Source organism: Roseibium sp., assembly GCF_965233565.1.
Classification (GTDB): Bacteria; Pseudomonadota; Alphaproteobacteria; order Rhizobiales; family Stappiaceae; genus Roseibium.
Genome location: NZ_OZ247494.1, coordinates 449,897 through 475,460, shown reverse-complemented (window position 1 = coordinate 475,460; position 25,564 = coordinate 449,897). Strand labels below are relative to the sequence as shown.

29 protein-coding genes are annotated in these 25,564 nt (G+C 58.9%); 18 read left to right on the top strand and 11 right to left on the bottom strand.

The features are described 5' to 3' along the window. The first annotated feature begins 2 nt into the window (after positions 1-2). From ACO6TG_RS02135 to ACO6TG_RS02115, 5 genes are all read left to right on the top strand, one after another. Positions 3-311 carry a hypothetical protein gene (locus tag ACO6TG_RS02135; RefSeq protein ID WP_422376666.1) on the top strand — a complete coding sequence of 103 codons (309 nt, stop codon included), beginning with the start codon at positions 3-5 and terminating at the stop codon, positions 309-311. Positions 312-322: 11 nt separating this feature from the next. Further along, the gene (locus ACO6TG_RS02130) at positions 323-910 is read left to right on the top strand and encodes a GNAT family N-acetyltransferase (RefSeq protein WP_422376665.1); all 588 of its coding nucleotides are present in this window, start codon (positions 323-325) and stop codon (positions 908-910) included. Between the two features lie 13 nt (positions 911-923). Beyond that, positions 924-1,328, top strand: coding sequence for an ACT domain-containing protein (locus ACO6TG_RS02125; RefSeq protein WP_422376664.1), 405 nt, complete (start codon positions 924-926; stop codon positions 1,326-1,328). A gap of 115 nt (positions 1,329-1,443) precedes the next feature. Next, positions 1,444-2,292, top strand: coding sequence for an adenylate/guanylate cyclase domain-containing protein (locus ACO6TG_RS02120; protein ID WP_422376663.1), 849 nt, complete (start codon positions 1,444-1,446; stop codon positions 2,290-2,292). 180 nt (positions 2,293-2,472) lie between these two features. Beyond that, positions 2,473-3,087: an ATP-dependent Clp protease proteolytic subunit gene (locus tag ACO6TG_RS02115; RefSeq protein ID WP_094071027.1), complete on the top strand. Its 615-nt coding sequence runs from the start codon at positions 2,473-2,475 to the stop codon at positions 3,085-3,087. A 53-nt stretch (positions 3,088-3,140) separates the two neighbouring features. Here ACO6TG_RS02115 and ACO6TG_RS02110 read toward each other — a convergent pair whose 3' ends face one another. Then, entirely contained in the window at positions 3,141-3,548 is a 408-nt protein-coding gene (locus ACO6TG_RS02110; protein ID WP_422376662.1) for a Clp protease ClpP, read from the bottom strand. Positions 3,549-4,101: 553 nt separating this feature from the next. Here ACO6TG_RS02110 and ACO6TG_RS02105 point away from each other — a divergent pair. Both ACO6TG_RS02105 and ACO6TG_RS02100 read left to right on the top strand, forming a co-directional pair. After that, positions 4,102-4,899, top strand: a complete 798-nt coding sequence (locus ACO6TG_RS02105; RefSeq protein ID WP_422376661.1) for a YdcF family protein — start codon at positions 4,102-4,104, stop codon at positions 4,897-4,899. A gap of 112 nt (positions 4,900-5,011) precedes the next feature. Next, on the top strand, positions 5,012-6,259 hold the full coding sequence (locus ACO6TG_RS02100) for an adenylate/guanylate cyclase domain-containing protein (RefSeq protein ID WP_422376660.1): 1,248 nt from the start codon (positions 5,012-5,014) through the stop codon (positions 6,257-6,259). Here the strand turns inward: ACO6TG_RS02100 and ACO6TG_RS02095 are convergent. From ACO6TG_RS02095 to ACO6TG_RS02085, 3 genes are all read right to left on the bottom strand, one after another. After that, entirely contained in the window at positions 6,145-6,900 is a 756-nt protein-coding gene (locus tag ACO6TG_RS02095) for a DUF599 domain-containing protein (RefSeq protein ID WP_422376659.1), read from the bottom strand. The genes ACO6TG_RS02100 and ACO6TG_RS02095 overlap by 115 nt on opposite strands. Positions 6,901-7,345: 445 nt before the next feature. Continuing rightward, on the bottom strand, positions 7,346-7,891 hold the full coding sequence (locus ACO6TG_RS02090) for a hypothetical protein (RefSeq protein ID WP_422376658.1): 546 nt from the start codon (positions 7,889-7,891) through the stop codon (positions 7,346-7,348). Between the two features lie 104 nt (positions 7,892-7,995). Next, the gene (locus ACO6TG_RS02085) at positions 7,996-8,880 is read right to left on the bottom strand and encodes an SDR family NAD(P)-dependent oxidoreductase (protein WP_422376657.1); all 885 of its coding nucleotides are present in this window, start codon (positions 8,878-8,880) and stop codon (positions 7,996-7,998) included. Between the two features lie 121 nt (positions 8,881-9,001). Between ACO6TG_RS02085 and ACO6TG_RS02080 the strand changes: the two genes are divergently transcribed. Continuing rightward, positions 9,002-9,436, top strand: a complete 435-nt coding sequence (locus ACO6TG_RS02080) for a DUF1489 family protein (protein WP_422376656.1) — start codon at positions 9,002-9,004, stop codon at positions 9,434-9,436. A gap of 18 nt (positions 9,437-9,454) precedes the next feature. Here the strand turns inward: ACO6TG_RS02080 and ACO6TG_RS02075 are convergent, their stop codons facing one another. Continuing rightward, entirely contained in the window at positions 9,455-10,060 is a 606-nt protein-coding gene (locus tag ACO6TG_RS02075) for a TetR/AcrR family transcriptional regulator (RefSeq protein ID WP_422376655.1), read from the bottom strand. 79 nt (positions 10,061-10,139) lie between these two features. On the opposite strand from ACO6TG_RS02075, the gene ACO6TG_RS02070 reads away from it, so the two are divergent. The 3 genes from ACO6TG_RS02070 (at position 10,140) to ACO6TG_RS02060 (ending at position 12,331) form a co-directional block, all read left to right on the top strand. Further along, complete coding sequence (locus tag ACO6TG_RS02070; protein WP_422376654.1) at positions 10,140-10,790, top strand: DUF2306 domain-containing protein; 651 nt, start codon at positions 10,140-10,142, stop codon at positions 10,788-10,790. 90 nt (positions 10,791-10,880) lie between these two features. Further along, positions 10,881-11,627 carry a VWA domain-containing protein gene (locus ACO6TG_RS02065; RefSeq protein ID WP_422376653.1) on the top strand — a complete coding sequence of 249 codons (747 nt, stop codon included), beginning with the start codon at positions 10,881-10,883 and terminating at the stop codon, positions 11,625-11,627. After that, complete coding sequence (locus ACO6TG_RS02060; protein WP_422376652.1) at positions 11,624-12,331, top strand: DnaJ domain-containing protein; 708 nt, start codon at positions 11,624-11,626, stop codon at positions 12,329-12,331. Before ACO6TG_RS02065 ends, ACO6TG_RS02060 begins: the two co-directional genes overlap by 4 nt. 17 nt (positions 12,332-12,348) lie before the next feature. Here the strand turns inward: ACO6TG_RS02060 and ACO6TG_RS02055 are convergent, their stop codons facing one another. Beyond that, the gene (locus tag ACO6TG_RS02055) at positions 12,349-14,037 is read right to left on the bottom strand and encodes a serine hydrolase (protein ID WP_422376651.1); all 1,689 of its coding nucleotides are present in this window, start codon (positions 14,035-14,037) and stop codon (positions 12,349-12,351) included. A 598-nt stretch (positions 14,038-14,635) separates the two neighbouring features. On the opposite strand from ACO6TG_RS02055, the gene ACO6TG_RS02050 reads away from it, so the two are divergent. From ACO6TG_RS02050 to clpA, 3 genes are all read left to right on the top strand, one after another. Next, on the top strand, positions 14,636-14,968 hold the full coding sequence (locus ACO6TG_RS02050; RefSeq protein WP_422376650.1) for a phasin family protein: 333 nt from the start codon (positions 14,636-14,638) through the stop codon (positions 14,966-14,968). Positions 14,969-15,368: 400 nt separating this feature from the next. Continuing rightward, complete coding sequence (clpS, locus tag ACO6TG_RS02045) at positions 15,369-15,701, top strand: ATP-dependent Clp protease adapter ClpS (RefSeq protein WP_422378829.1); 333 nt, start codon at positions 15,369-15,371, stop codon at positions 15,699-15,701. A gap of 12 nt (positions 15,702-15,713) precedes the next feature. After that, positions 15,714-18,161 carry an ATP-dependent Clp protease ATP-binding subunit ClpA gene (gene clpA / locus ACO6TG_RS02040; protein WP_422376649.1) on the top strand — a complete coding sequence of 816 codons (2,448 nt, stop codon included), beginning with the start codon at positions 15,714-15,716 and terminating at the stop codon, positions 18,159-18,161. 137 nt (positions 18,162-18,298) lie between these two features. Here clpA and ACO6TG_RS02035 read toward each other — a convergent pair whose 3' ends face one another. Next, entirely contained in the window at positions 18,299-19,717 is a 1,419-nt protein-coding gene (locus ACO6TG_RS02035) for a patatin-like phospholipase family protein (RefSeq protein ID WP_422376648.1), read from the bottom strand. A 200-nt stretch (positions 19,718-19,917) separates the two neighbouring features. Here ACO6TG_RS02035 and ACO6TG_RS02030 point away from each other — a divergent pair, with 200 nt between their 5' ends. Further along, a complete protein-coding gene (locus ACO6TG_RS02030; protein ID WP_422376647.1) occupies positions 19,918-20,622 on the top strand; it encodes an SDR family oxidoreductase in 705 nt (234 codons plus the stop codon). Here ACO6TG_RS02030 and ACO6TG_RS02025 read toward each other — a convergent pair. Then, positions 20,619-21,557, bottom strand: coding sequence for a formyltransferase family protein (locus tag ACO6TG_RS02025; protein WP_422376646.1), 939 nt, complete (start codon positions 21,555-21,557; stop codon positions 20,619-20,621). The two genes, ACO6TG_RS02030 and ACO6TG_RS02025, sit on opposite strands and share 4 nt — an antisense overlap. 158 nt (positions 21,558-21,715) lie before the next feature. Between ACO6TG_RS02025 and ACO6TG_RS02020 the strand changes: the two genes are divergently transcribed. Both ACO6TG_RS02020 and ACO6TG_RS02015 read left to right on the top strand, forming a co-directional pair. Further along, a complete protein-coding gene (locus tag ACO6TG_RS02020; RefSeq protein WP_422376645.1) occupies positions 21,716-22,477 on the top strand; it encodes an AzlC family ABC transporter permease in 762 nt (253 codons plus the stop codon). Beyond that, positions 22,477-22,860, top strand: coding sequence for an AzlD domain-containing protein (locus ACO6TG_RS02015; protein ID WP_247646203.1), 384 nt, complete (start codon positions 22,477-22,479; stop codon positions 22,858-22,860). Before ACO6TG_RS02020 ends, ACO6TG_RS02015 begins: the two co-directional genes overlap by 1 nt. Here ACO6TG_RS02015 and ACO6TG_RS02010 read toward each other — a convergent pair. Next, positions 22,857-23,591, bottom strand: coding sequence for a hypothetical protein (locus ACO6TG_RS02010; protein ID WP_422376644.1), 735 nt, complete (start codon positions 23,589-23,591; stop codon positions 22,857-22,859). The two genes, ACO6TG_RS02015 and ACO6TG_RS02010, sit on opposite strands and share 4 nt — an antisense overlap. Positions 23,592-23,831: 240 nt before the next feature. On the opposite strand from ACO6TG_RS02010, the gene ACO6TG_RS02005 reads away from it, so the two are divergent. Then, positions 23,832-24,482, top strand: a complete 651-nt coding sequence (locus ACO6TG_RS02005; protein WP_422376643.1) for a glutathione S-transferase family protein — start codon at positions 23,832-23,834, stop codon at positions 24,480-24,482. Between the two features lie 33 nt (positions 24,483-24,515). Here ACO6TG_RS02005 and ACO6TG_RS02000 read toward each other — a convergent pair whose 3' ends face one another. Together ACO6TG_RS02000 and ACO6TG_RS01995 are read right to left on the bottom strand one after the other, a co-directional pair. Further along, positions 24,516-25,010 (bottom strand): hypothetical protein, encoded by a 495-nt coding sequence (locus ACO6TG_RS02000; protein ID WP_422376642.1) that lies wholly within the window; start codon positions 25,008-25,010, stop codon positions 24,516-24,518. Between the two features lie 24 nt (positions 25,011-25,034). Beyond that, positions 25,035-25,463 carry an HIT family protein gene (locus ACO6TG_RS01995; RefSeq protein ID WP_422376641.1) on the bottom strand — a complete coding sequence of 143 codons (429 nt, stop codon included), beginning with the start codon at positions 25,461-25,463 and terminating at the stop codon, positions 25,035-25,037. Positions 25,464-25,564 lie beyond the last annotated feature (101 nt).

Genomic DNA, 25,564 nt, shown 5'->3' with positions numbered 1-25,564 from the left:
CGGTGTTGCAAACAATTTTGATATTGGTCATCGCGGCAATGTTTTTCGATCCTCTGAGGTGGATAGTTGCTTTTGTAATGGTTGCACTCGTTCGGAACCTAGACCCTGCTTCAAAAATGTCCTTTTTCAAGCTGGCCTGTACCGCTGTTTTTGTGACGATTGTTCTCGAGATCAACCTTTGGATGACACCGGAAGCTCGGGACTTCAACGTTTATGCCAGTTTGTTTTCTGTTGTGGTCAGCCTTCTCATTGTCTGGCTGATCAACCTTGTCATTACCTGGTGGTGGTCGCGAAACACTTTTTTCAAATAGAGGAGCGTGTCGTGTCCACAGACAAGATCTTGTTTCAACCGCTTACGCCCGATCGCTGGCCTGATCTGGTCGATCTCTTCGGTCCGGAGCGGGGCGCCAGCTCCGGTTGCTGGTGCATGTGGCCGTTTCTGAGGGGCAAGGATTGGCAGGCAATGCCGCGTGAGGCGCGGCGCGATGCGCTGAAGGGCAAAGTGGAACAGGGGCCTGCGCCCGGCCTGTTGGCCTATCAGGACGACCTGGCCGTTGGATGGATCGCCCTAGGGCCACGGGCAACCTATGTGCGCTTTCAATTGGCCAAGACCTCAAGGCCGCTTGACGGGGACACGGATGCGCAGATCCAGAAGACCTTTGTTGTGCCGTGTTTTTTCATCCGCAAGGGCTTGCGCAAAAACGGTCTGATGGGTCAGCTGCTGGATGCCGGCAGCGATTATGCGCGCCGGGCTGGTGCGGCGTACCTCGATGCCTGTCCGATCGAATCGGATAAACCCCTGCAGTGGGGTGAAGGCTTCGTCGGGATTGCATCCGTGTTCCGGCGAAGCGGCTTTGAAGAGGTTGCCCGGCGCAGCCCCAGGCGGCCCCTTATGCGCAAAACACTATGACAGCGGGACGAACATGACCGGCGAAACAGACCTGAACACATTGATTGCCCAGATGCGGCCGATGCTGGATCCGGTGCCCTATGTCTTTTGTACCTTTGCAACGAAGACGCTGGTCGACCTCGCCGAATATGACCCAATCGGGCTGTTCGCGGAGACCGAAGGCGTCACGGCGATCCTGCCGCTGGAACGGGCCCGCGAACTGGGCCTTGCCGAGGCCGAATGGTTTCGCCGGATCACGCTCACCGTGCATTCCTCGCTGGAGGCAGTCGGCCTGACGGCCGCCATTTCCGCAGCTTTGACGGAAAAGGGAATCTCCGCAAATGTGGTGGCCGCCTATTTCCACGATCATGTCTTTGTGCCGGAGGAACACGCGGAAGCCGCGTTGAGCGCATTGCGGGCGCTTTCGGAAATCCGTTAAGGCCAAGATCAGCTTTGTGGCTCCGGACCGGCCGAACTTGGCAAAAAGACGGATTTGTCCTTGCAATTTGCGGCTTGCCTTCCCATTCCTACAATGAGCAATCAGGGGTAAGAGCATGCAACGGGTGAAGCGGCGTCTGGCCGCGATCATGTGCGCGGATGTTGCACAATATTCCAAGCTCATGGAGCAGGATGAGGATGGCACGCTCGACCGGTTGAAGGCCTACCGGTCGGTTATGTCGTCTTTGACAGCACGTCACAACGGCCGGATCGTCAACACATGGGGCGATGCGGTGATCATCGAGTTCACCTCCGTGACCGAGGCCGTGCAATGCGCGGTCGACATCCAGAACGAACTGTCACTGAAAAACGCGGAACTGCCGGACGCGAACCGGATGGAGTTCCGGATCGGCATCAACCTCGGCGACATCATGGTCGAGGGAGAGGACATCTACGGCGACGGGGTCAATGTTGCTGCCCGTCTGCAGGAGATTGCGCCGCGGGGCGGCATCATGCTGTCGCAATCGGTCTATGATCAGGTCAAGGCGAAGATGGCGCTGGGGTTCGATCCGCTCGGACCGCAACATGTCAAGAATGTTTCCGACCCTGTGGAGACCTATGCCGTGCGGCTTGGTGGCCGGAATGAACCGCAATTCACCAAACCTGATCCGGAGAAGCAGAACAGCAGCAAGGGGCAGAAGACCCATCCGGATTGGGACAAGGATACGCAGGCCGTGGCCAACGGGTTTGAGCAGGCACGCCGCTGGCTGCGTGCACAGCCGCGCCGGATCCGCAGTTCGGTCTTCATGATCGGTTTCTTCTTCGTCCTCAACTTGCTGACATCAGGCCTGTCGACGCTCTGGTTTGTCTGGCCGTCCCTGCCGTTTGCCATGATGATCGTCTGGCACTTCGTTGTCGGCCGCAGGGGGAAGTCCCTGGCCAAATCCTCCGGGCAAGGTGACTGACGGCACCATGGTTCGTTGCCAATCTGATAACTCTTTTCGCGCTATGGAGGACCTCATGATTTGCGAGTGCCCGCCACATCGCTTACACATGATTCAAAACCGGCTTTGTGAACGTGGTTCGCAGGCCGTGAAAACTGCCGGCTCGGCCGGTCCAACAGCCAAGGGAGCTTAATCCTGCGCATGAAAAACTATTCGACCCCTGTGCCTGCACACCTCGACGACGACGAGGACGAGAAGTCCAAGAGCCAGCCGTCGATCCAGGTTGACAAACACCTTTTTGAAGCGCGCACGGTGCTGATCACAGGCCCCGTGACCCAGGACATGGCCCGCGACGTGTGCGCACGTCTGCTGGCGCTTGCGCAGGTGTCCAACGATCCGATCACCGTCATCGTGTCCTCCCCTGGCGGGCATGTGGAATCAGGTGACATGATCCATGACACCATCAAGTTCATTTCTCCGGAAGTCCGGATCTTGGGCATGGGCTGGGTCGCCAGCGCCGGCGCCCTGATCTACGTGTCTGTGCCCAAGGACAAGCGTTTCTGCACCCCGAACACGCGCTTCCTGTTGCACCAACCGTCCGGTGGTGCCGGCGGCATGGCGACGGATATCGAGATCCAGGCCAAGGAAATCATCAAGATGCGCGACCGTCTCAACAAGATCTTCGCGGATGCCACCGGGCAGCCGATCGAGCGGATCGAGAAGGACACGGATCGTGACTACTGGATGAGCCCTGAAGAAGGGATCGAGTACGGTCTCGTCGGCAAGGTCGTCACCAGCGTCGATGAACTCGGCTGAGTGTCAGACGGATTTGAATTGAAAACGCCGGCCACTTGGCCGGCGTTTTTGTGTCAGGCGCTCAGAAGGTCCGGCCCGACCGAATAGACCAGTTCCGGCCGCACGGGCTTCGGGTCAAGGACATGCGGCCGCAACCGGTTCATGAGCTCGCGCAAATCGGCCTCATCGGCCGTGGCAGCCTGGCGTCCGACCAGCAGCACCGAAATCAGATGATCCACGAAGCGCTCATAGACGTCGGCGCAGGTGCAGATCGGCGACAGAAGCTCACAGATCGGCTTGCCGTCGTAAAAGGGCGCGCCGCCGGAAAGAAAGATCAGGAATTCGCTCAGATCGTCCGAGCGTTCGAATTCCCTGCGAAAGTTGCCAAGGTTGAAACACGGGTCCTGCTCCAGCCGCGTCAGAAGACGTGGCATGGCCCGCATGATCGCCTTGCGACCGCCGAGTTTCATGTAAAGTGTCATCTGGCCATCCTTGATACTGCCTTCGAAATGATGCCGACACCATGCCGCAAGCGAAGCCGGTCTCCTGTGACTTCGATCACGGTCCGGTCCTTTGCAAAAACAACAATGATTCTTGTTGCAGGGCACAGGCTCGGCGGACGCCGACAGCAGAAAGACCACGGCGGCGCGAGGGCAAGATGTCGGCAAATTGTGGCGGCAACATTACAAATTTGTAATCCAGGGAGACAAGTCCCGTGCCCGGCGAGAGTTGCGAGTGTTTTGGTTCTAAGTTTCTGTTTTTAAATATGAAAAGTGAACATGATTTGTTGTTCACATTCAGGTTACTGCCAGAGTGCCTCACCCGTTGCCAATCATGTGCACGGCAATTTGTGGTTCTCGGGAGAGTTGGGAGGCGATTGTGGTGGCGACTCGCGGTTGCGCATGTGCAGGGAGAGCGGCAATGCGATACCGCTGATCTGCCTGGCAGGTGTTCGACAGATCGAACGAGCCTCAGAAATGCCTGTTTCGCAGCATCCTTTAGGCGGCCAGATTCGCGTTCAATTCGGATTGTCAGATGTTTTTTTATGTTGCCAAGGTCGGTGGATTTTTTCTGCAGCCGTCCAATTTCCTGCTTGCCCTCGTGCTGATCGGACTGTTGATCGGCGTGCGCAGCTCCTGGCGCAAAACAGGCCGACGGATGATCTGGCTGGGAGCGCTTGGTCTTGCGATCTGCGGATTCTCGCCTGCCGCCAACTGGCTGATCCAGCCGCTTGAGGACCGATATGCCAGGCCTGCCGAGCTTGACGGTTTTGACGGAATCATCGTGCTGGGCGGCGCGGTCGATACGATTGTGACAGGTGGGCGCGGCGACACCGCTTTGACCATGTCTGCAGAGCGCATCACCATTACCGCACGCCTTGCGAAGCAATTGCCTGACGCGATTGTTGTTCACACGGGCGGGCAGGGGATCATCGTGTCGTCGCAGGCGACGGAAGCGGAAGGCGCCGCGCGACTGTTCGCCGACTTCGGCATTCCCGCAGACCGGGTCGTCCTGGAGGACGTTTCCAAAAACACCTGGCAGAACGCTGTTCTGGCGAAGGACCTCGTCAAACCCGACCCCGGTCAAAAATGGCTTCTGGTGACCTCGGCCTATCACATGCCGCGGGCGATGGGCGTTTTTGAAGCCGCCGGCTGGACCGGTGTTACCGCCTATCCGGTCGATTACCGGACCCGCGGCGAGGAAGATCGGACGCTGGGTTTCAGCGGGGCATCCAAGGGCCTCAGACGATTTGACGTCGCGTTCCGCGAATGGGCCGGGCTTGCTGTCTACTGGTTGATGGGCCGGAGCACGGCGTTCTTTCCCGGACCATAAAGTCGGAATTCCCTTTCAACTTTGCTGTGCATTTGAAACCCAACCTCTTTTACCGGCAAACGGTCGATCCCATATACTGATCGGTATCCAGGGTTTGAAAGGACGTGGGCAGATGGTCCTCGAAGCGCCGCTCGTTGCGGCAGACGTTGTGCAATGGCTTTACAGCGATGCGCCGCACCTCAAAGGCACGCTAGAAATCGTCAGCGAGCTGGGAGAGCGTTTGCGCGCAGGTAGCGTACCTGTCGACAGGGTGACCACCGGCATTTGGGTGGTGCATCCCAATGTGCGTGCTGAAGGATCCATCTGGACCAGCAGCAAGGCGCCGGAACTCATTCTTTACACGGCCGATTCCAAGACATCCGACGATTATCAGAAGAGCCCGATCAAGCGGGTGCATGAAACGCAGAAGCCGGTTCGGGTCGAAATCGAACGTGATCCGGTTGCGGCCGGTCAGTATCCGATTTCCGAGGACCTGCGCGAAGAAGGGTACACGGACTATATTGCCCTGCCGATGCCGTTTTCCGATGGATCTGTCAAAGTGGCGAGCTTTTCGACAAAGGCTCCGGGCGGGTTCTCTGGCTCCCATATCAGCGTGTTTGAATCGCTCATCCGGCCGCTTGCCCTTGTGTGCGAACTCAAGACGTTGCGGCGCACCGCCGAAACGGTTCTGGACACCTATGTCGGGCCCCGAGCTGGCAGCAGGGTTCTGGATGGAACGACACGGCGCGGAGAAGGCGAGTGGATCAAGGCAATCGTCAGTTTTGCTGATATTCGCGGGTTCACACGCCTGTCGAACACCCTGCCGGCTGACAAGATCGTCCTGTTCCTGAACAAGTATTTCGGAGCGATGACCGCGGCCGTGGAAGCGCATGGCGGAGAGGTGCTGAAATTCATCGGTGATGAGGTTATGGCGATCTTCCCCTATGAAACGGAGGAAGAAGCCCGGGATGCCGCTATGCGCGCACTTTTGGCGGCCCGGGACACGCTTTCGCGGATCGCCGAGATCAATGCCGAGAAATCCTGCGTTCAAACGCCTGACATGAGCGTGGGTATCGCGCTGCATGCCGGTGATGTCTTTTACGGCAATGTCGGCAGCGAAACGCGGCTGGACTTCACCGTGGTCGGGCCTGCGGTCAATCTCGCGGCCAGAATCGCCGAACTTGCCAAGGATCTCGAACGCCAGGTGCTCGTATCCGATGCCATTGCCGACATCATGGGATGCCGGTCCGGACTGTTTGGCCAGTATCAGGTGAAAGGGTTCGACGATCCTGTGTCCGTGTATTCGCCGGATATGTCTGCCGACGCAGCCGTCGGGTATTGCCCTGAAAACACCGCGGCACGGGCCCTGGAAGCGAACTGACGCCGGATCAGGACCAGAAGCACGGCAAGCGTGGTTGCTGCAAAGACATATGGTCCGGCAAACCAGCCCAAAAATCCGATTGAAAAAAAGAACGCACGCTGGCCGCGATTGAAATGTCGGCCGGCGAGCACGTTGAGTTCGGCCGCCTGTGACGCCATCTTCTCGATGGTCTCCCTGGAGGCTCTGCTCTTTTCCGGCACCGCCCCCATGATGATACTGGCATAGTTGAACAGCCGGTACGCCCAGCCGAACTTGAAAAATCCATAGGCGAAAATCAGCATCAGGCCCAGGACCTTGATTTCCCAGAGCGCCCGGCTGTCCGCGACCGGGATCGACAGGTCGCCCGCGACCTGAAGTATGCGGTCCGTGGCATCCAGCAGGGCAAAGCCGCCGCCAATGGCCAGAAGCGAGGTGGAGGCGAAAAAGGCGGTGCCTTGCTGCAGGCCGCCCATGATCGAGGTGTCCATGATACGCACGTCGCGCGAACACATGGACAGCATCCAGCCCCGCCGGTAGTCGTCCATCGCGCTCGACAGGGTCTTCTTGCGCAAGGGGCTGATATCGACGAGAAAATTGAACCCGAACCAGGCGACGAGAAACCAGGCGGCGGCGGCCAAGTCCAATTGCGACAGCACCTGCATCGCGATCCCTTCTGCTAGCTGCGGGCGAATCCGGGCCCTGTGAGAGTCTTATCAGAGTTTTTCACTCTTCATAAGGACGGTTCCGTAAACGTAAGTTGCTGAAATTCCGCGCAGATCCGAGCTCTGCAAAAATGGCTCAGCAGCTGCTCCATTTTTGCGCTTGCGAAATGGTAAGGGATCGTTTACCTCCTCGCCTCAATGGCGCCATATTTGGGTTCGCAGGGGACGGGCGCCGCATAACATGTGTAGGGTTTTTATGGACGAAAACGTGCAGAAATCTTGTTGGAGCGTCACTCTTTGGACTGTCGCTGCAGTGGGCCTCGCTTTGACGATGGTTCTTCTGTTCAACGATGTTGAGAGTGCACAACAGGCCGTCGCCGTCGCCCAATAAGGCCACGGGACGCGAAACAACAAAGGCGCAGCAACTGGCTGCGCCTTTTTTCGTTCAGCTGCCGCTTTCCGTGTTCCCGAGCACGGGTTCGGGCCGGTTTGAGGGACCGAACACCTGTCGGAATTCCATCTGCCGGACGACCGTCTTGGAACCGGGCCGGCTGATCAGGAAGCCGGTCAGGGCATGCTCGCCCAGTGGCAGGAGCACCAGCTGCACCTGTCCGTGTCGCGGCCAGACGATATCGGCGCCCCAGGCAGGAACCTCTTCTCGGCTGGCCTTGTCCAGGAGAGCCTGAATGTCCTTGCCATGCAGGAGCGCGGTGTCCTCTGCATTCCACTCCAGATCGGCAAGACCTTTTTCCAGCGGAAACAATCGGAGGCCGGACCCGTTGATCTCAAGCAGGAGACTGTTGTCACTTTGAGGAGCAATCACGGCTGTGCCGACCGTATGGTCTCTTTCCAGGGCGGTGCGGACGCCGTCCTTCTGCGAAAAGCCCTCAGTATTCACGACCCGGTAGGTCCCTACAGGCACGATGTCTTCTGCCCGGACAGGGGCCGCAAGGCACAAAACCATGAAGATCATTGCGAGCAGTTTTGACAAGAGCCGATCCTACCAGAGCTTTTGTCCAATTCTAGCTTCGCAGAGATTGAAAAAGTCTTTGCCAGACCAAACAGTCAGGGGGGCTTCTTCGACAGGAGACCAGTCTACCTGGACAAGGAGACAATCAAGTCTTCGACTGTCGACTGTTCGGGCTGCCACCCCGTGACGCGTTGGGCGTGAGCCGTGTCCACACTCTGTGACAAGGCATACCCTGCGCTCCAGTCCGTGTCCGGATCGGCTGCCTCCGGTGCTTCAATCGTGACAACATCGAGCGGTTGGCCGTGGCGCGCTGAGATATGGGCTGCAAGGTGACCAACAGAAATTCCGGATATGGAGCTGGCGATGAGCGACAGTCGGAACCGGGCGTGCTTGAGCGCAAGAGCATAGAGCGCAGCCAGGTCCTCGATTTCCACCAGCGGCCAAAGGGTCTCGGCTGTTGCCCGGGTTTCGAAGGGCTGACCGGCTTTCAGAGCCCGGGTCATGTCTGCAATGGGGCCTGAGTCCCGGCTGCAGGCGAGCGCTGGATGAACGACGGCCAGGTTGAGATCCGTGCCGTGCGACAGGGTGCGGATCGTTTCCGTCATGAACCGGAACGCCGGAAGCGGCGAGAAGGGTGTTTTTTCGGTGATTTTCGTTGTGTTTCCCGTGGCCGGGAACAGCCAGATGCCACCCGTATAGACAACTTTCAAAGGCTGTTGCCGATGGCGTGCGGCCTGCTTCAGGGCGAGCATGCTCTGCCGGTCGACACGTCCCATGTCTTCCGAAAAGGTTGCACCGGTGTGGATCACGGCGTCGCAGGCGGCGGCGCGCGAGACCCAGCTGTCCGGGTTGCGCAGGTCGCCGGGATAGGCATTGGCCCCCAACTGGCGCAGCCTGGCAGCCGACCCTTCGGAACGTGCCAGACCGATGACCGTCGCGCCGCCCGAGACCAGCTTTTTAACCACCGCGGAACCAATGCCGCCAGTGCCGCCTGTTACAAACACATCCATAGTCAGAGAGAACCTTTTTCCGGGAAACCATGCAAGCGTTAGCTCATGGGGGCACGCCAAAATCCACTGCCGTTTCGCGGCTGGACCTTGACCTCTTCTGCAAGGCTGTTAGGTCAGGATTATGACGTTGCATCTCGTGAAACTGTGTGTCGGGGCCGACAGCGTGGAATCGCTTCAGGCCTGGATGGATTTCCGGCAGGAAACCGCGCGGAAAGCGGGGCTTCCTGCAGAATCCATCCATACAGCGCGCATGGTGCCGACCCGCCGCGTGGAGATCCTGGACGGCGGCTCGCTCTATTGGGTGATCAAGGGCAAGATCCAGGTGCGCCAGCATCTGATCGATATTCGGCCCTTCACTGATGAGGCTGGCGTCAAGCGCTGCGACCTGGTCATGGAACCGCGGCTGATCCTGACGCACTATCAGCCGAAACGCCCCTTTCAGGGCTGGCGCTATCTCAAAGCCGAAGATGCTCCGGCGGATCTCAAGCTCGGTGGCAATGCTCAGGCGATGCCGGACGAGATGCGCCGCGACCTGACAGAGCTCTGTCTGCTTTGAGGAAACCGCCCGGGGGTGTCAGCTGTCAGCTTCCAGCGCCTTGTTGAGGTGCTTCAGCAAGGCATCAAGAGGTGGCCAACCTCGGCCCAGGTCCGGATTGTCCTTTTTCCGTGTCATCGCCAGATGGGCATAGCCGTGGACAAGAGACCATACGAGGATCTCGATTTCATCGGGCGCAGTGCCATCCGGTACAAACGGCGCGCATGTCGAACGCAGAATGTCATAGGCACCGGATGCATGCCGCTTGAAGTCCTGATCGTCTTCGGAAAACCGACGGCTTGAAAAAATGAACAGGAACAGTTCGGGGTGCTCGGTCGCAAAATCCATATAGCCGTGACAGATCGCGTTGAGGCGGTCCAGGGGATTTGAAGAGGCCGCCTCGAGCCGGTCGGTCATGGCCTTTGAAAAAAGCTGGTAACCACGCCCCGCAATGGCGGTCGCAAGGCCTGCAATATTCTTGAAATGATAGGCGGGCGCTGCGTGCGAAACACCGGCCTTGGCGGCACATTCGCGCAATGACAGCCCGTCCGGGCCACGTTCGCGCAGCATCTCGACGCCGGCGTCCACCAGTGCGTTTCGGAGGGTGCCGTCGCGCTTGCGGCGGGGCGAGGGGGAGTTCGTCATGAAAGCTTCATTCCCGATTTGCTTGACACTGTCAAGTTGATACCTATCTTGACAGTGTCAAGTAACGGGGAGAGGTGGAATGTTGAGGATCGGAAAAGCTGCCGGCTGTACAGCCTATGGTCTTGCTGCGGTGTCGTCGGTACTGGTCGCGCTGGTGTCCTACAGGTTCCTGCCGCTCGGCGTGGAAGAAGCCATGGACTTCATGGCGCATCATCTGGATGGCAATGCATTGGCGCTTTACGGCCATATCGGCGTGGCGCCGATCGCGCTGGCAGTGATGCCGTTTCAGTTTCTTACCGGTCTTCGCGCGCGCCGGCCTGTGGTGCATCACTGGCTCGGCCGCCTCTATGTCGCGGCGATCCTGGTGTCCGGCCTGTCCGGCCTGCAGCTGGCGTTTTACACGACGGCCGGCAGTTTTGCAGGAGCGGGCTTTGCGCTCTTGGCGGTGATCTGGCTGGGCACAACAGGAGCGGCCCTGATGTTTGCGCTGAGACGCCAGTTTGCCCGGCACCGTGTCTGGATGCTTCGCTCGGCTGCCCTGACCTTCGCCGCCGTCACCCTGCGGGTCTATCTCGGCATCTTGACCGGTCTCGGTGTCGAGTTCGAAACCGCCTATCAGCTCGTTGCCTGGCTGGCCTGGGTTCCGAACGCATTGGTCATGGAGATCTACCTGTGGACAGAGCGTCAGCGGAAGGGGGCACTTTCGCAGGCAGGCGCACAGCTCTCCTGACCTGACAGAAGCAGAGGCGTTCGTCCACGCTTGCCAAATCGCGTTCCGGGTCCCAATTTGAAAGGCAGAGACTGTCAGGAGGGCCCGGCCGTGGTGGCAAGAACCGGCAAAAACAGCGTCGATCCGCTTGTGCGCCAGGAACAGAATGTGGCGCCGGCTTCTGCGGATGCCGAGATATCCGCGTTTCTGCAAAAGGCCAAGGACATGAAGCCGCCCAAGGGGCAAGTGGGACGGCTGGTGTTTGCGCTGGACGCGACCATGAGCCGTCAGCCGACCTGGGACCAGGCCTGTCACATCCAGGCGGAAATGTTTCAGGAAGCCGGCAAGATTTCCGGCCTCCAGATCAAGCTGGTCTATTTTCGCGGCTTCGGGGAGTGCCGGGCCTCCCGCTGGTTCGACAGTGGTAGCGAACTGGCCAGTGTCATGGGGCGGATTTCCTGTCAGGGCGGGCGCACGCAGATCGGCAAGGTGCTGACGGCGGCTCTGAAGGCCGCGGGCCAGGAGAAGATCGCGGCGCTGGTCTATGTCGGCGACTGTATGGAAGAAGATGTCGACATGCTGTGCGACAAGGCTGGCCAACTCGGCATGCTGGGTGTGCCGATGTTCCTGTTCCAGGAAGGGCAGGATGGTGTCGCAGAGCGAGCCTTTCGGGAAATGGCAAGGTTGACCAACGGTGCCTATTGCCGGTTCGAAGCGGGCGCGGCGCGTCAGCTGGCGGAGCTCCTGAAGGCCGTCGCGGTTTACGCGTCAGGTGGCCGGGACGCGTTGCGGGCCCTTGAAAAACAGGGCGGACAGGGTGCGCGCCTGCTGCTGGAACAACTCAAGCCAGGCTCATGATCTACCTTCTTATCGGCGTCATCATGCTGGCGGCTCTTGTGCTGCTGGGCAATAGCTTCGTCACCGCAAGCCCTGCGGCCCTGGCAAGCACGCTGCGAACGATCGCAGGTGGTGTTTTGCTGGCGATTGCAGCCGCGTTTGCACTGACGGGCCGATTTCTGCTGGCCATTCCTCTGGCCGGCCTCGGCCTGTCGTTACTTGGCGTGCCGGGACTTCGAGGATTGACGGGCAGCTACAAGCCGAACAAGACGGCCGGGCAACGGTCGCGGGTGCGCACGGCGATGGTGGAAATGGAACTGGATCACGACACTGGCGTCATGTCGGGAACCGTTTTAGCCGGCGGCTTTCAGGGCCGCGGGCTGGATGATCTGGATGACGCCGAGCTGGAAGCTTTCTGGAAGGAAGCGGCTCAGGATGAACAGAGCCGGCAGTTAGTCGAAGCTTATCTCGACCGCCGGCTTGCCGGCTGGCGTGAACACTTCCAGTCGGATGGAACAGATCGGCAGGGAAGCACGTCTGGCACGGGCCCCATGACAGATGAGGAGGCCTACCAGATCCTGGGGCTTGCGCCCAATGCCGGGGACGCGGAAATTCGAGCCGCGCACCGCAGGCTTATGATGCGGGTTCATCCCGACCAGGGAGGCTCCGGTTTCCTCGCGGCGAAAATCAACGAGGCTAAAGACACGCTTCTCAGAAGACATTGACGGCATCTCTTACGCAGTTACTGGTAGATGGCGAAGCAGGCGTATTTCGCCCTTTTAAGTGATTTGCAGGCTTTCCAGGCTGCAGATTTGGTGTCGAAGCCGACGAAGCGCGCCCGGTAAAGCGTCTGTCCGCCGGATTCAACGGGTTCGGTATAGGGAACACGACCGCGCAAAGCGGAGCCGGTCCTGGCCTTGGCATTCTTCAGCATGGTGATTGCCTGGCCTTCGGTTTCGGTGGCCGCGATCTGAACCTGCCAGCCGGGTTCCGCTTCCGTTGTCTCGGTTGTCGCAACGGTTACGGTGTCGTCCCTGGTCTCGGTCCTGTCGACTGAGACGGCTGGAATCGTCTCAACAGGTGTCGCTGCGACCGAGATGGTTTCCACCTGAACACTTCGGGTGGGGACCGGTCCCTCGGGCAGCGGCTGAGCCGCCTGATCGTCGGCGCGCCTGGATTGGGCGGCCTGCAACAGAGCCGTCTTGGAAATGGAATTCGTGGTCAGACTGCCGTCCGGGCTTTCCCGCGGAATGGGCGGCAGCGCGGTGGCGACGGCAAAGGTGCTGTCAAACCGGCGCTTGATGGCCTTTGGCGGCAGCGGAACATTGTCGCCAAAGCCTGGCACCGGAGCCGGGGCAGCCGTGACAACTGCGGCCGTTGCCAGCGCAGGCTGCGACTGCGGCATGACCGGGGCAGGGGCAGGCGTCGGAACCGCCTGCTTGCCGTTGGAAGACGTGAAGGCCAGAACCATCGGTGCCCCGGTTGCCGGCGCGGGTTCGCTGCCGGGTTTTGCTGTCGGAAGCGGTGGGTTCTTGAGCGAAGCGGCAACAAAAGTCGGCTGAACGGCCCTGTTCTTGGCGATCAGGGGCGCACTCTTCTTACCCCGGCTTGCCTTCTTCAGATACCGGCCGATCAGCTTGGTCATCTGGGCATTGCGGGACGCACCGGTCCTGCCACCCATGACGACGGCAACGATCTGGCGGCCGTCTCTATTGACGGAGGTTACAAGGTTGAAGCCAGACGCACGGATATAGCCGGTCTTGATGCCGTCGACACCCTTGACCCGGCCGAGCAGCTTGTTGTGGTTGCCGTAAGTCCGCTTGCCGTATTTGTAAGAACGGGTCTTGAAGTAGCCGTAATACTGCGGAAACCGTTCCTGGATGGCGATGCCGAGGCGGGCCATGTCCCGCGCGGTCGTGCGCTGACCCGAATTGGGCAACCCGTGCGGATTGCGGAATGTGGTCTTGTTCATGCCAAGTTGGCGCGCGGTCCGCGTCATTCGTTCGGCGAATTTCTTTTCAGATCCACCGATGTTTTCAGCGACCACGGTCGCAACGTCGTTGGCGGATTTGGTGACCAGTGCCAGGATCGCGTCCTTGACCTTGATGGTCTTTCCGGCCCTCAGGCCAAGTTTGGACGGCGGCCGGCCTGCGGCATATTTGGAAACGGTCAGCCGTGAATTCAGAGACAGGCGTCCGGCCTCAAGCTCTTCAAAGACGACATAGAGCGTCATGATCTTTGTGAGCGAAGCCGGGTATCTGTAGGCATCGGCCGAAGACGCATAGAGGGTCTTGCCGGTCTTGGCGTCGACGACAATACCCGCATATTTCGGGTTTGCCATCGCTGTCGTCGGGACGCTGAGCAAGAGTGCGCCGAGGGTCAGGATCTTGGCTGTGCGGACTATGGTCCGTGCATTGCGAAAAAAACGCATCCCAAACACTATAACTATCCCATTCCGGGTTACGCGGTTCGTGTTCGGAGCTGCGCGGTGTGGATCTAACCCCCATGCGATTCAAACCGCCGCCCCATCGCTCTTGAGGTCATTTGATGGAATTACGGTTACGAATGTGTAAATGATCGACATAAAAATCACTTAAAAAAATAGATTTTTATTAGAGTTAATGCATAGTTAAGAGGGTGTTGTAAAAATAGAATCCTCAACTATCTTTTGATTGCTTCATCTAAACTTGTATTCAATGTTAATTTTTCATTTCTTTGCGATTGGTTGTTGCTCTGTCTTTAGATGTAGGCTCAATAATGTTTGAGAAAGTGATTTACTCTTCCTGGCTCTTGAGCTGGGCGGCGGGTTTTGGGCATCAGGTCCCGTGTCAGTGCGAATAAATCTTACGTTGCGGTAGGAAATATGAAATTCCCGTAATGGTTGTTTTTGCACTGCAAAATCACCTTGACACTTTTTGTGCAGTGCATTACGTAGAAATCTCGTTAGGTAACGCGACAAGCACGCAGGTTGGCAAAAGCGGTTCTCTCAAGCGCTTAGACGGCCAATCCGCGGGATGAGGGCAGTGAAAATGATCAACAACTTTGATGAAATCCAGAAGATGAGCAAAGACAACATGGATATGGCCATGGAGTCCTTCGGTTCCGTCAGCAAGGGTTTTCAGGCGATCGCAGCCGAAATGGCCGATTACCAGAAGAAGTCCTTCGAAGAAGGCACCGCCGCCGTTGAGAAGCTGGTTGCTTCCAAGTCTCTCGACAAGGCATTCGAAGCTCAGGCCGATTACGCCAAGTCCGCTTACGAAGGTTTCGTCGGCGAAATGACCAAGCTCGGTGAGATGGTCACCGACATGTCCAAAGACGCCTACAAGCCGTATGAAGGCGTTCTCGGCAAATTGGCCAAGTAAGCACCTTTTCGAGCAGCCGAAAGGCGCTGAGAGGTTTAGAACCCGGCTCCCTGGAGCCGGGTTTTGTTATATGCACAGATTTACCATGCCTGTTATCGGAGCGCTGAGGCGCGCGGCGGGGGTGCGCGGAATTGCGATAGCGCCCCATCTTTTAATCGCTTTCAAGAAACCTACATTCAGCCTTGACGATGGTGCTTTGTAGGCAAATGCACCGTTCACCTTAATGTTGATGAAATCGACCATTGCGCGAGCGCGGCTTGCGCGGCAGGATTACCAGAGAAGAACATCGGTCTGCGGCGCGGGCTGTGTCTCGGGAAAGCTCCGGGCATGCTGCGTGTGATCTGTTGACCGGAATGCGAAACTGGTGATGGCCGGAGTGATTGAGGCAAAAGAAACGGCGATGGCGGCGGGCCCTGATTATGACAATGACGGTGGTGACGCCGGAACGGTTGTTGTCACCCGAACCAAAACAGTTACCAAGCGGCCCAATCTCTATCGTGTGCTGCTCTTGAATGATGACTACACACCGATGGAATTCGTCATTCACGTTGTGGAGAACTTCTTCCAGAAAAACCGGGAAGAGGCCACACGGATTATGCTGCATGTTCACCATCATGGCGTCGGGGAGTGCGGGATCTTCTCCTACGAGGTCGCGGAGACGAAAGTCACCCAGGTGATGGATTTTGCGCGCAAGCATCAGCACCCGCTGCAATGCGTCATGGAAAAAAAGTGAGGACCAAATCACGTGCCTTCCTTCTCACGCAGTCTTGAAAAAGCCCTCCATCAGGCTCTGGCCTTCGCCAACGAGCGGCAACAGGAATATGCAACACTGGAGCATCTCCTGCTGGCCTTGCTGGACGATCAGGATGCGGCTGCCGTCATGCGGGCGTGCAATGTGGATCTGGATACGATCCGCCGCAACCTGATTGAATATATCGAGACGGAACTGGACAATCTGGTTACCGACAGTGACGAGGATTCCAAACCGACAGCAGGGTTCCAGCGTGTCATTCAGCGCGCGGTGATCCACGTTCAGTCTTCCGGCCGGGAAGAAGTAACCGGGGCCAACGTGTTGGTCGCGATCTTCGCCGAGCGCGAAAGCCATGCAGCCTATTTCCTGCAGGATCAGGACATGACCCGCTATGACGCGGTCAACTATATCTCGCATGGAATTGCCAAGCGTCCGGGCATGTCCGAGGCCCGTCCTGTGGAGGGCGCGGACGAAGAGGACGTGCTTCCGGGAGCGGAAACCGACAAGAAGTCCAACCAGAAGACGGACGCGCTTGAAGCCTATTGCGTCAATCTCAACGACAAGGCCGAGAAGGGCAAGATCGATCCGTTGATCGGCCGCGACAGCGAGATCCAGCGCACGATCCAGATCCTGTGCCGGCGGTCCAAGAACAACCCGCTCTTCGTCGGTGATCCCGGCGTTGGCAAGACCGCGATCGCCGAAGGTCTGGCGCATCGGATCGTCAATGGCGATGTGCCGGATGTTCTGAAAGACGCCACGATCTTTTCGCTCGACATGGGCTCGCTGCTCGCCGGAACGCGGTATCGCGGAGACTTCGAAGAGCGGTTGAAACAGGTGGTCAAGGAAGTCGAGGACTATCCCGGTGCCGTGATGTTCATCGACGAGATCCACACGGTGATCGGCGCCGGAGCCACGTCTGGTGGCGCCATGGATGCCTCGAACCTGTTGAAGCCGGCTCTCGCGTCCGGTGCGATCCGCTGCATCGGCTCGACGACCTATAAGGAGTATCGCCAGTTCTTCGAAAAGGACCGGGCGCTGGTGCGCCGGTTCCAGAAGATCGATGTCAACGAACCGTCCATCCCGGACGCAATCGATATTCTGAAGGGCCTGAAGCCCTATTTCGAGGACTTCCACAAGGTCCGCTACACCCAGGATGCCATCAAGACGGCCGTGGAACTGTCGGCAAAATACATTTCCGACCGGAAGCTGCCGGACAAGGCGATCGATGTTCTTGACGAGACCGGCGCGTCCCAGATGCTGGTGCCGGAAGCCCGTCGCCGCAAGACCATCGGCGTCAAGGAAATCGAGAACACCATTGCCACAATGGCAAGGATCCCACCGAAATCCGTTTCCAAGGACGATGCAGAGGTTCTGGAAAATCTCGGCAAGGAACTGAAACGGGTTGTCTACGGTCAGGACAAGGCCATCGAAACCCTGGCATCGGCGATCAAGCTGGCCCGTGCTGGTCTGCGCGAACCGGACAAGCCGATCGGCAGCTATCTGTTCTCCGGCCCGACCGGTGTCGGCAAGACCGAAGTGGCGCGTCAGCTGGCGTCGTCGCTTGGGGTCGAGCTGATCCGCTTCGACATGTCGGAATATATGGAACGGCACACGGTGTCCCGTCTGATCGGCGCGCCTCCTGGCTATGTCGGCTTTGACCAGGGTGGTCTCTTGACCGATGGCGTCGATCAGCATCCGCATTGCGTGCTGCTGCTTGATGAAATCGAAAAGGCCCATCCGGATCTTTTCAATATCCTTCTGCAGGTGATGGATCACGGCAAGCTGACCGATCACAACGGCAAGCAGGTCGATTTCCGCAATGTCATTTTGATCATGACCACCAATGCGGGCGCAGCGGACATGGCGAAAATGCCGGTCGGCTTCAACCGGGTGAAGCGGGAAGGTGATGACGCGGAAGCGATCAACAAGCTGTTCACCCCGGAATTCCGCAACCGCCTCGACGCGATCATTCCGTTCGGCAACCTGCCGATGGAAGTCGTCTACAAGGTCGTCGACAAGTTCGTTATGCAGCTGGAAGTCCAGCTGGCGGATCGTGGCGTGACCTTCGAGCTGACCGAGGATGCCACCAAGTGGCTGGCAGACAAGGGCTACGACAGCCAGATGGGAGCCCGGCCACTCGGCCGGATCATCCAGGAACACATCAAGCGGCCATTGGCCGACGAGGTGCTGTTCGGCAAGCTCAAGAAGGGCGGCATGGTCAAGGTGTCGGTGTCCGAAGACGGCAAGGGCCTGTTGCTGGAGAGCATCGAGGAACGTGCCACGCCGCCGAAGCCGAAGGCCAAGACGGAGGCCAAGCCCAAGCCGAAGCGGAAACGCAAGCCGGCGGCCAAGGCGACAGCTGCAAAGGACAGCAAGTCGTCTTCCGGCAAGGGTGGCAGCGCCAAGAAAAGCCTGGTGCCGAAGGTGCCGTTGGCCGACTAGGTCTGAATCTGAACCCGCAAAAGCCCCGGAGAGATCCGGGGCTTTTTCCTTGGCCGAGTGTCTTTCCTCCCGGTCTTCGCTCCTCTGCGCCCGGGATGACAAATTGGAGGAAGATGACGTTCGAAGGTCTTCTCCAGCTACTCAGCCGCTTCAGCAGCAGTTGCTCCAGTTTCCTTAAGCGGTCGGCCCAGGCTACTTTCCAGTCTCTGTCTGTGGTTCTCCAGAAAGGTGCGGCCGGTCTCGTAGCCGACCTCGAACAGGAACGACAGGTTCGAGTGGCTCCAGTCGAGGATCTTCGGCCAGTGGTCCTCCGGAATATGCCTGCGGAAGGGCATGCGTAGCAATTCGGAGCGGCGGCTATGGGTGGCGGTGCAGGTAGAGGGCACACCCGCGGCCAGTTCTCGCTCCTTCAGGTAGATTTCACGCTCGCGCACAAAAGCTGCGTAATCCGCGCCGGCAAGATCTGCCAGTTGCTGCAGCCGTTTGTCGGACTGGACTTTCAAATTGGAGGACATGGTAGTCTGAAACGCCTTCAGATCGACATCGGCGCTGCCAAGCAGGTCGGTCAGCGCGTATAGCTCACGTTCGGTTCGGATAAGATCGCGCTTGTCCTTGAAGGCGCCGCTGTCGGTCTCCACCAGGTCGGAGGCCTGGTCGAGTGCAGTCAGAAACCGGTTCTGTGCGTGCCGTGCGCGCCTGTCCTTGAATTGTTCGAGACTGTTTTCCGCCAGCCGGGTGAGAGGGGCAATGATCGACTGGACCCAGGCGTCGGTGAGGTCACGCGGTTCATCCACCAGTTTGCGATGGCCCAGAATATCGAAGAAGATGATGGTATCGACGTCGCCGTCGACCATGACATTGTCCGGGTTCAGCTTCAGCGGATCGAAAGCCGACCCTTCCAGATAGGTCCTTTCCACCCCGGCACCGTCAGACAGCTTGTAGGGCTCGTAGATGAAGGGCATCGCGAGCGCCGCCTTGCAGTGGTCCAGGCTGAGATCTTCCCGGTCAAAGGAAACGTCTGCCCGGTCCTCGATGCAATAGGCTCCCAGGCGGAAACTTGCCTCGCCGAGATTGTCCAGAAAGGCGTCGAAATCGACGAGGCCTTCGATCCAGGACGGCGGCTGACACAGGCCCTTGCTCCAGGGCGTGAGACTGGAGGGCATGAAGGTGGCCGACATCAGCGCCATCCAGTCGGCGACAAGACGTTGTTCCGGCGTGTCACGTGGCACCTGGAAAAACAGGTTGAAGGCTGGGGCTAGTGCTTCGGCGACCGGGCCCGGCTTCTGGAAGACTTTGTAATTGATGGGCAGAAACTGATAGATCAGGTCCTCGACGCCCATGGTGCTGGTCGCCCTGAAGGCGCGCCGGCGTGCCTCACCAAGGCTTTCGTCGGGAATCAGGCGACTTGGCGACACATAGAGCAGGCCCGCCAACATGCCGGCGCCGGTCGTCGACATCACCTTGAATTCAAGCCCGGCTTCCTCAAGGGCCAGTAACGCGCCGCTCATAAGCGGCAGATGTGGTGCGCCGCCCCCCAGAACCAGTCCAATCGGCATTTTGTAAATCCCTGAAACAACAATTAGGAGTTTAGGGTATCACAGTTTGCGACCGTTGAAATTGAATGTTGTGCTGTGCAGCATCACCAGGTTCCGAAAGACGCATTCACAGCATTGATCCAATCCATTCAGCAATATCATTTGCTGAATGCGGCCTGGCTTCCTAGGTTTTCCGGAACGCATTCAACTGGAGAAACGTGATGACCGACAGCAAGGTAGCCCTGATCACGGCCGGCGGTTCCGGCATGGGCGCGGACGCCGCACGCAGGCTGGCCGCCGATGGCTTCAAGGTGGGAATCCTGTCCTCTTCCGGCAAAGGCGAGGCCTTGGCGGCCGAGCTTGGCGGTTTTGGGTTTACAGGCTCCAATCTGGTCAATGAAGACCTGGAGTCCTTTGTTAAAAAATCTATGGAACAGTTTGGTCGAGTTGATGTTCTGGTCAACTCCTCAGGTCACGGTCCAAAGGGGGATATTCTGGAAATCTCCGACGAGGATTGGCATCTCGGCATGGATTATTACCTGATGAACGTCATCCGCCCGAGCCGTCTGGTCGCGCCGATCATGGCCGCGCAAGGGGGCGGAACGGTCATCAATATTTCCACGTTCGCCACGTTCGAGCCGGACCCGATGTTTCCGACTTCAGGCGTTTTCCGGGCGGGTCTTGCCAGCTTCACCAAGCTCTTCTCCGACAAGTTCGCCGCCGACAACGTGCGCATGAACAACGTTCTGCCAGGCTTCATCGACAGCCTGCCGGAAAAGGAGGACCGCCGTGCGCGCATCCCCATGGGCCGTTACGGCCGTTCAGACGAGATTTCCAGCCTGATTTCCTACCTCGCCAGCGACGCGGCGGCCTATGTCACGGGCCAAAACATCCGGATCGATGGCGGGCTGACGCGGTCGGTCTAGGGGCTCCTGGCGGCAAAAAGATCCGGGTCCGGAAAAAGATAAACCGGAAAGTCCCGGATCGGTTCCAGCATGCGCTGTTTGATGGTTCTTGAAAAAAGCCTGTCGAAATCGATGGATTTCATGGGTTCCGTCTGGCCGCATTCGTGCCAGTCAACCAGCGAATGGACGGTGTGAAAGGCAAGGTGGTCAAGCCCGTCGGTGACCTTGCTGTAATAGGCGATCGGGTCTTGCGGGAAACTGCCATCCGCCTGGCGGATATTGATCGGCGGCGAAGACCCGAGGATCTGGCCGTCGTCGATTGCCTCATTCATGAAATGCACCGTCCAGCAGGTTGATTGTGCGTCCCGCGTCCTGCTGTCCTCGAACGGCGCTGGTCCGGCGCCGAAACCGTGGGCGAGATCCGACGGGTGCATGTTGATCACGCCCAGATTGGCAAGTTGCAGAAAAGGCTTGTCGATCAGTTGTCCGAAACCACAGCACAGAACTGCGTCCGGTTTGAGCTCGGCGAGCGTGGAGCGGAACCAGTCATCCTTGATGTCGCCGGTAAAGACGGGGATGCCGGCTGACAGCGCCAGTTTCACGGTTTCGGCTTCGATCTGACGGCGTTCGTCATCTTCGAAATGATGCCAGATCCGTTTCTTGGCACTGACCTTCGCGTCCGGATTAAGCGGATCGTCGGTCAGAACACAGACGATATGGAAAGCTTCCGGAGACCGCCTGGACACCGCGAGCAGCGTCTTGAGCATGAGAAAACCGACCGGCAGGCTCGCGATGACCGCCAGTCGCAAGGTGCCGTCGGCCGGAACGGGCCTTGGATCTGTGCTTGGTTCGATAAACTCTCCCCAGCGCACGCTCAGGTCGGAATAAACGTGATCGGCCAGACGCAGACCCTTGAGATAACGGTTGAGCCATTGGTCCTTGCCGAGATCTGCCATGCCTTGTCTCCGTAACGCTTTGCATCGCCCCACCTGTCATGCAACTTGTGCAGGTCTGCCATGTCAATGTGGGATTGTTTTTGGAAGGTGCGTTGATTGACAAGCGGGCAGGGCGCCGAATTATAAGGTTGCCTTACGATTTAGTTTCAAATGAGATCATGGCGCCGATGGGAGACGAGACCTCCGACCAGATGACAGCTCCTGATCCGGAACCGGCAAGGGTCTGGATGGCCCGTGGTGCGCGCGCGGCGGTGTCGATCCCGGCCTTTATCCTGACCGCGGCCTTTGTCGGTTATGCGGGGCTTGCACGTGAGACCGGCCTGACACTTGCCGAAACGCTGGCCATGACCGGGTTCATCTGGGCTTTGCCGTCCATCGTCGTTTTGACCGGCGCACTGTCTTCCGGCATGGGCCTGATCCCGGCCGGGATCGCCGTTGCGCTGGCCTCCGTCCGTCTGATGCCCATGACCATGGCACTGATGCCGATTATCAAAGTGCCGGGCAAGACCCGGACCTGGCAGTTGCTGATTGCGTCGCATTTCGTTGCCGTGACCGCCTGGGTCTTTGCGATGAAGAACCTGCCGGAGATGACGCGGGAAGGGCGCTTGCCGTTTTTCATCGGCTTCGGCGGCTCCGTGACCTGCTTTGTCTTCTGCATGACAGGTCTTGCCTATCTCCTGGTTGAGCGTCTGCCTGACATGGTCGCCGGCGCGCTGGTGCTGCTGACGCCGGTCTATTTCCTGTGTTCCCTGTGGGGCGCTGCACGGGTCAATGCGGACAAGGCGGCCATGGTGGCCGGATTGGCCCTGGGGCCGGTGTTTTTCCTCTACCTGGAAGGCCTTGACCTGCTCTGGACCGGTCTGGTTGGCGGCACACTCGCCTATCTGGTGACGCGGGTGATGCGGCGGGGGCTTTTCTGATGGACGGCCTGATGACCGATGCGGGGCTTGGCGACACCTGGTGGTGGCCCTTTGTCATGATCCTGGTGGCCGGCTGGCTGGCGACAGATGTCTGGCGCTGGCTTGGGGTGTTTGCCGGTGGCCGCCTGCGCGAAGACGGCGAATTGCTGATCTGGGTCCGCTGTGTCGCGACCGCGCTGGTCGCCGGCGTTATTTCCAAGCTCATCCTGTTTCCGCAGGGCATTCTCGCCGAAACGCCGCTCGCCTTGAGGCTGGCGGCCGCCGGTTTCGGCTTTGCCGCCTTTCTGCTCAGCCGGCAGCGGGTGATCGTTGGCGTCCTTGCGGCTGAAGCATTTCTTCTGGCCGGCTGGTTTCTGCTTGAAGCTGTCGAGGGGGCCGCCTAACGGCCATATTGCTCGTAATTCGGAAACTGTTCGCGCAGATGATCGCGATAGGCCAGGACCCTGTCGCTGGACCCGCGTCCGTATTGCCGCCAGATCTGCCAGTCGTCCATGAAAACGAGATTCCGCTGTTCCTGGCTCAATCCGTTGAACGCACGCCGACGCGCACCGCCTGGCGGATAGCTGATGCCACGGAATGACGCATAATAAAGGCCTGCTTGCAGCTCCGCGCCCGCGATAAACTGGCACCCAGCACCACCTGCGACCATCGCAGCCTCGATATTGCTGACGGTTCCCAGGGCCGGGCCGGTCGGACCACAGGCCGAGACAGCCATAAAACGGCTGACAGAGGCGAAGCTGTTCATGGCCAGAAACACGAAGATCATCACGTCGGCATCAGCGCCAACGCCGGCCGCGGCGTTGTAAACGGCGACAGGGCCTGCGAAGGTCTCGGCCGACACAAAGGCGCCGGCGGGGCCCTTGTAGACATGGGTGCCCCAGGACTGCATGGTTTCCGTCGAGAAGGAACCGCTCACGGGAAGCGGATAGAGGTCCAGGGAAATGCCTGCATTGAAGCCTCCAAGGAGAAACCTTGCGCGCTGGCCCGTGCCTTCTTCCTTGATATAGAGATTGATGGCACCAGCTCCGGCGGATGATTCCAGGCCAAAGCCGGCATCCACTTCGACATCCGCGTGGGACAGGCCGTCAAATCGCCAGGATGTTCTGTGAAACATGATTTCAACTCCTTCTGCTGTGCCTCCGTATCTACCGGTCAGCCGTGTCGTTGCCCGTGATCGCTGTCACGCATAACGCAGGCGTTATCTGTCGTGAAAATTGCCGGATTGGACGTGAAGTCATCTTGAGCGCGATGCATCACGGCTTGCAAAAAAGAAGTGTTCAATCTGTGGCTGCCGGCGGGTCGATGCGGTAGCCTGAAGGGGACGTGAACCGGACTTCCGAGTGAGGAGAGAACAATGGCCGATCAGGTAGAACTGTTTTATGCCCCTCAAACCCGCGCGACAGGGGTGCGGGTTCTTCTGGAAGAACTCGATGCCCCATACAAGCTGAACGTCCTGAATTTCAAGCTCGGTGAAAACCGGCGCTCCGATTACCTCGCCATCAATCCGGCGGGCAAGGTGCCGGCGCTGCGCTGTGGTAATGCAGTCATCACAGAGCAGGTCGCCATCTATCTCTATCTGGCCGATCTTTTTCCCGAAAAGGGGCTGACACCGTCCCTGGAGGATGCGCGCCGCGGCCCCTATTTGCGCTGGTTCGTTCATATGGCGTCGTGTTTCGAGCCTGCGCTCGTCGACCGGGCGCTGAAGCGGGAGGAACCGCCGCAAACCATGTCGCCCTATGGCAGTTTTGAGACCGTCATGGAGAACATGCGCGCGCAGCTTGCAAAGGGGCCTTATGTGCTGGGCGACGAGATGACAGCCGTCGACGTGCTCTGGGCGATGGGGCTCCGGTGGGGCATGGCCTTTGGTCTCGTCCCCGAATTCGACGAGTTCACGGCCTATACGGAACGGTATTTTTCACGGCCGGCGCCCGTCAAGGTGCTGCAGGAGGACCAGAACATGGTCAAGGAACAGGAAGACGCCGCCATTCATGCCGGAGTTGCCTGAACAATAGCGGCCTGACCCATCCTGGCGATAAGGTCAGGCCTGGTCTGGCAGGGGAGAAACGGAGACTACCCAGTCGCGTCTCAGATGTGCAAGGATGGCCTGAACCGCATCGCTGTCATCCTGATCGACCTTCTGCCAGTCGAGCCAGGCGCCGTCATCGACAATTTCACCGTTTTCCAGGCACTCAAAGAAGAGATCGCACCAAAGACCGTATGACGAACGCAGTACCTGAGGTTCGGGAACGCTCAGTTCCAGGGTCACGTACTCATTCGACCGCAGTTCGACCTCCGACAACAGCATATGGGCAAGATCTGCAAGGTCCTCCGGCCGGGTTTCGTAAGCCCAGACCGGTGGCGAGGCGCCGTCTGACAGGTTGAGGCGTTCCAGCTGAGAAGCGGCATAAGCGTAGGCGGTCCGGAGATTGCCGGTCGCGCCTATGCCGTTCCAGGTCGGGGTATAGAGGCCGACCGGATCAAACAGATTCAGGATCAGCGCGCGCTGAAATGTAAACAGGCGCACACGCTCCAAGGGCTTTGCCAATGGATCGAGCGATCAGGCGAGGGCGGCCCGGATCTTGTCCGCGTGGTCCGCCAGGAGGTCATTATCTGCCATCTCGCCCGTGTGCGGCTTGAGCGGCACGCCATCGAAACGCGGGATCACGTGAACATGGGTGTGGAACACCACCTGGCCACCGGCCGGTTCGGAGAACTGCTGAATGGTGGTGCCGTCCGCGCCGAAGGCCTTTACCACGGTTTGGGCCATCTTCTGGACCGTCGCCATGACCGCGTTGAGGTCCTCAGACGCAATGTCGAAGATGTTGCGGGACGGTGCCTTTGGAATCACCAGGATATGACCGTCGCCGCGCGGCATGATGTCCATGATCACCAGTGTCATGTCGTCTTCATAGACCTTGTGGCTCGGCAACTCACCACGCAGGATCTTGGCAAAGACATTCTGGTCGTCATAGGCAGGAGTGGACATGGTTGGTTCTTCCTCGTGTAGCGGGTGCTGGTCCGGTCCGGTCGCCTGGCGTTGCAGCTGATGACCTGGACGCCGTCCGGCCGGCGAATATCTTGACCTGA

Coding starts and splice junctions, on each gene's coding strand:
- ACO6TG_RS02125 (WP_422376664.1), top strand. CDS start 924: ATGACCGGCGAAACAGACCTGAACACATTGATTGCCCAGATGCGGCCG.
- ACO6TG_RS02120 (WP_422376663.1), top strand. CDS start 1,444: ATGCAACGGGTGAAGCGGCGTCTGGCCGCGATCATGTGCGCGGATGTT.
- ACO6TG_RS02115 (WP_094071027.1), top strand. CDS start 2,473: ATGAAAAACTATTCGACCCCTGTGCCTGCACACCTCGACGACGACGAG.
- ACO6TG_RS02110 (WP_422376662.1), bottom strand. CDS start 3,548: ATGACACTTTACATGAAACTCGGCGGTCGCAAGGCGATCATGCGGGCC.
- ACO6TG_RS02105 (WP_422376661.1), top strand. CDS start 4,102: ATGTTTTTTTATGTTGCCAAGGTCGGTGGATTTTTTCTGCAGCCGTCC.
- ACO6TG_RS02100 (WP_422376660.1), top strand. CDS start 5,012: ATGGTCCTCGAAGCGCCGCTCGTTGCGGCAGACGTTGTGCAATGGCTT.
- ACO6TG_RS02095 (WP_422376659.1), bottom strand. CDS start 6,900: ATGCAGGTGCTGTCGCAATTGGACTTGGCCGCCGCCGCCTGGTTTCTC.
- ACO6TG_RS02085 (WP_422376657.1), bottom strand. CDS start 8,880: ATGGATGTGTTTGTAACAGGCGGCACTGGCGGCATTGGTTCCGCGGTG.
- ACO6TG_RS02080 (WP_422376656.1), top strand. CDS start 9,002: ATGACGTTGCATCTCGTGAAACTGTGTGTCGGGGCCGACAGCGTGGAA.
- ACO6TG_RS02075 (WP_422376655.1), bottom strand. CDS start 10,060: ATGACGAACTCCCCCTCGCCCCGCCGCAAGCGCGACGGCACCCTCCGA.
- ACO6TG_RS02070 (WP_422376654.1), top strand. CDS start 10,140: ATGTTGAGGATCGGAAAAGCTGCCGGCTGTACAGCCTATGGTCTTGCT.
- ACO6TG_RS02060 (WP_422376652.1), top strand. CDS start 11,624: ATGATCTACCTTCTTATCGGCGTCATCATGCTGGCGGCTCTTGTGCTG.
- ACO6TG_RS02055 (WP_422376651.1), bottom strand. CDS start 14,037: ATGCGTTTTTTTCGCAATGCACGGACCATAGTCCGCACAGCCAAGATC.
- ACO6TG_RS02050 (WP_422376650.1), top strand. CDS start 14,636: ATGATCAACAACTTTGATGAAATCCAGAAGATGAGCAAAGACAACATG.
- clpS (WP_422378829.1), top strand. CDS start 15,369: ATGGCGGCGGGCCCTGATTATGACAATGACGGTGGTGACGCCGGAACG.
- ACO6TG_RS02035 (WP_422376648.1), bottom strand. CDS start 19,717: ATGCCGATTGGACTGGTTCTGGGGGGCGGCGCACCACATCTGCCGCTT.
- ACO6TG_RS02030 (WP_422376647.1), top strand. CDS start 19,918: ATGACCGACAGCAAGGTAGCCCTGATCACGGCCGGCGGTTCCGGCATG.
- ACO6TG_RS02025 (WP_422376646.1), bottom strand. CDS start 21,557: ATGGCAGATCTCGGCAAGGACCAATGGCTCAACCGTTATCTCAAGGGT.
- ACO6TG_RS02020 (WP_422376645.1), top strand. CDS start 21,716: ATGGCGCCGATGGGAGACGAGACCTCCGACCAGATGACAGCTCCTGAT.
- ACO6TG_RS02015 (WP_247646203.1), top strand. CDS start 22,477: ATGGACGGCCTGATGACCGATGCGGGGCTTGGCGACACCTGGTGGTGG.
- ACO6TG_RS02010 (WP_422376644.1), bottom strand. CDS start 23,591: ATGTTTCACAGAACATCCTGGCGATTTGACGGCCTGTCCCACGCGGAT.
- ACO6TG_RS02005 (WP_422376643.1), top strand. CDS start 23,832: ATGGCCGATCAGGTAGAACTGTTTTATGCCCCTCAAACCCGCGCGACA.
- ACO6TG_RS01995 (WP_422376641.1), bottom strand. CDS start 25,463: ATGTCCACTCCTGCCTATGACGACCAGAATGTCTTTGCCAAGATCCTG.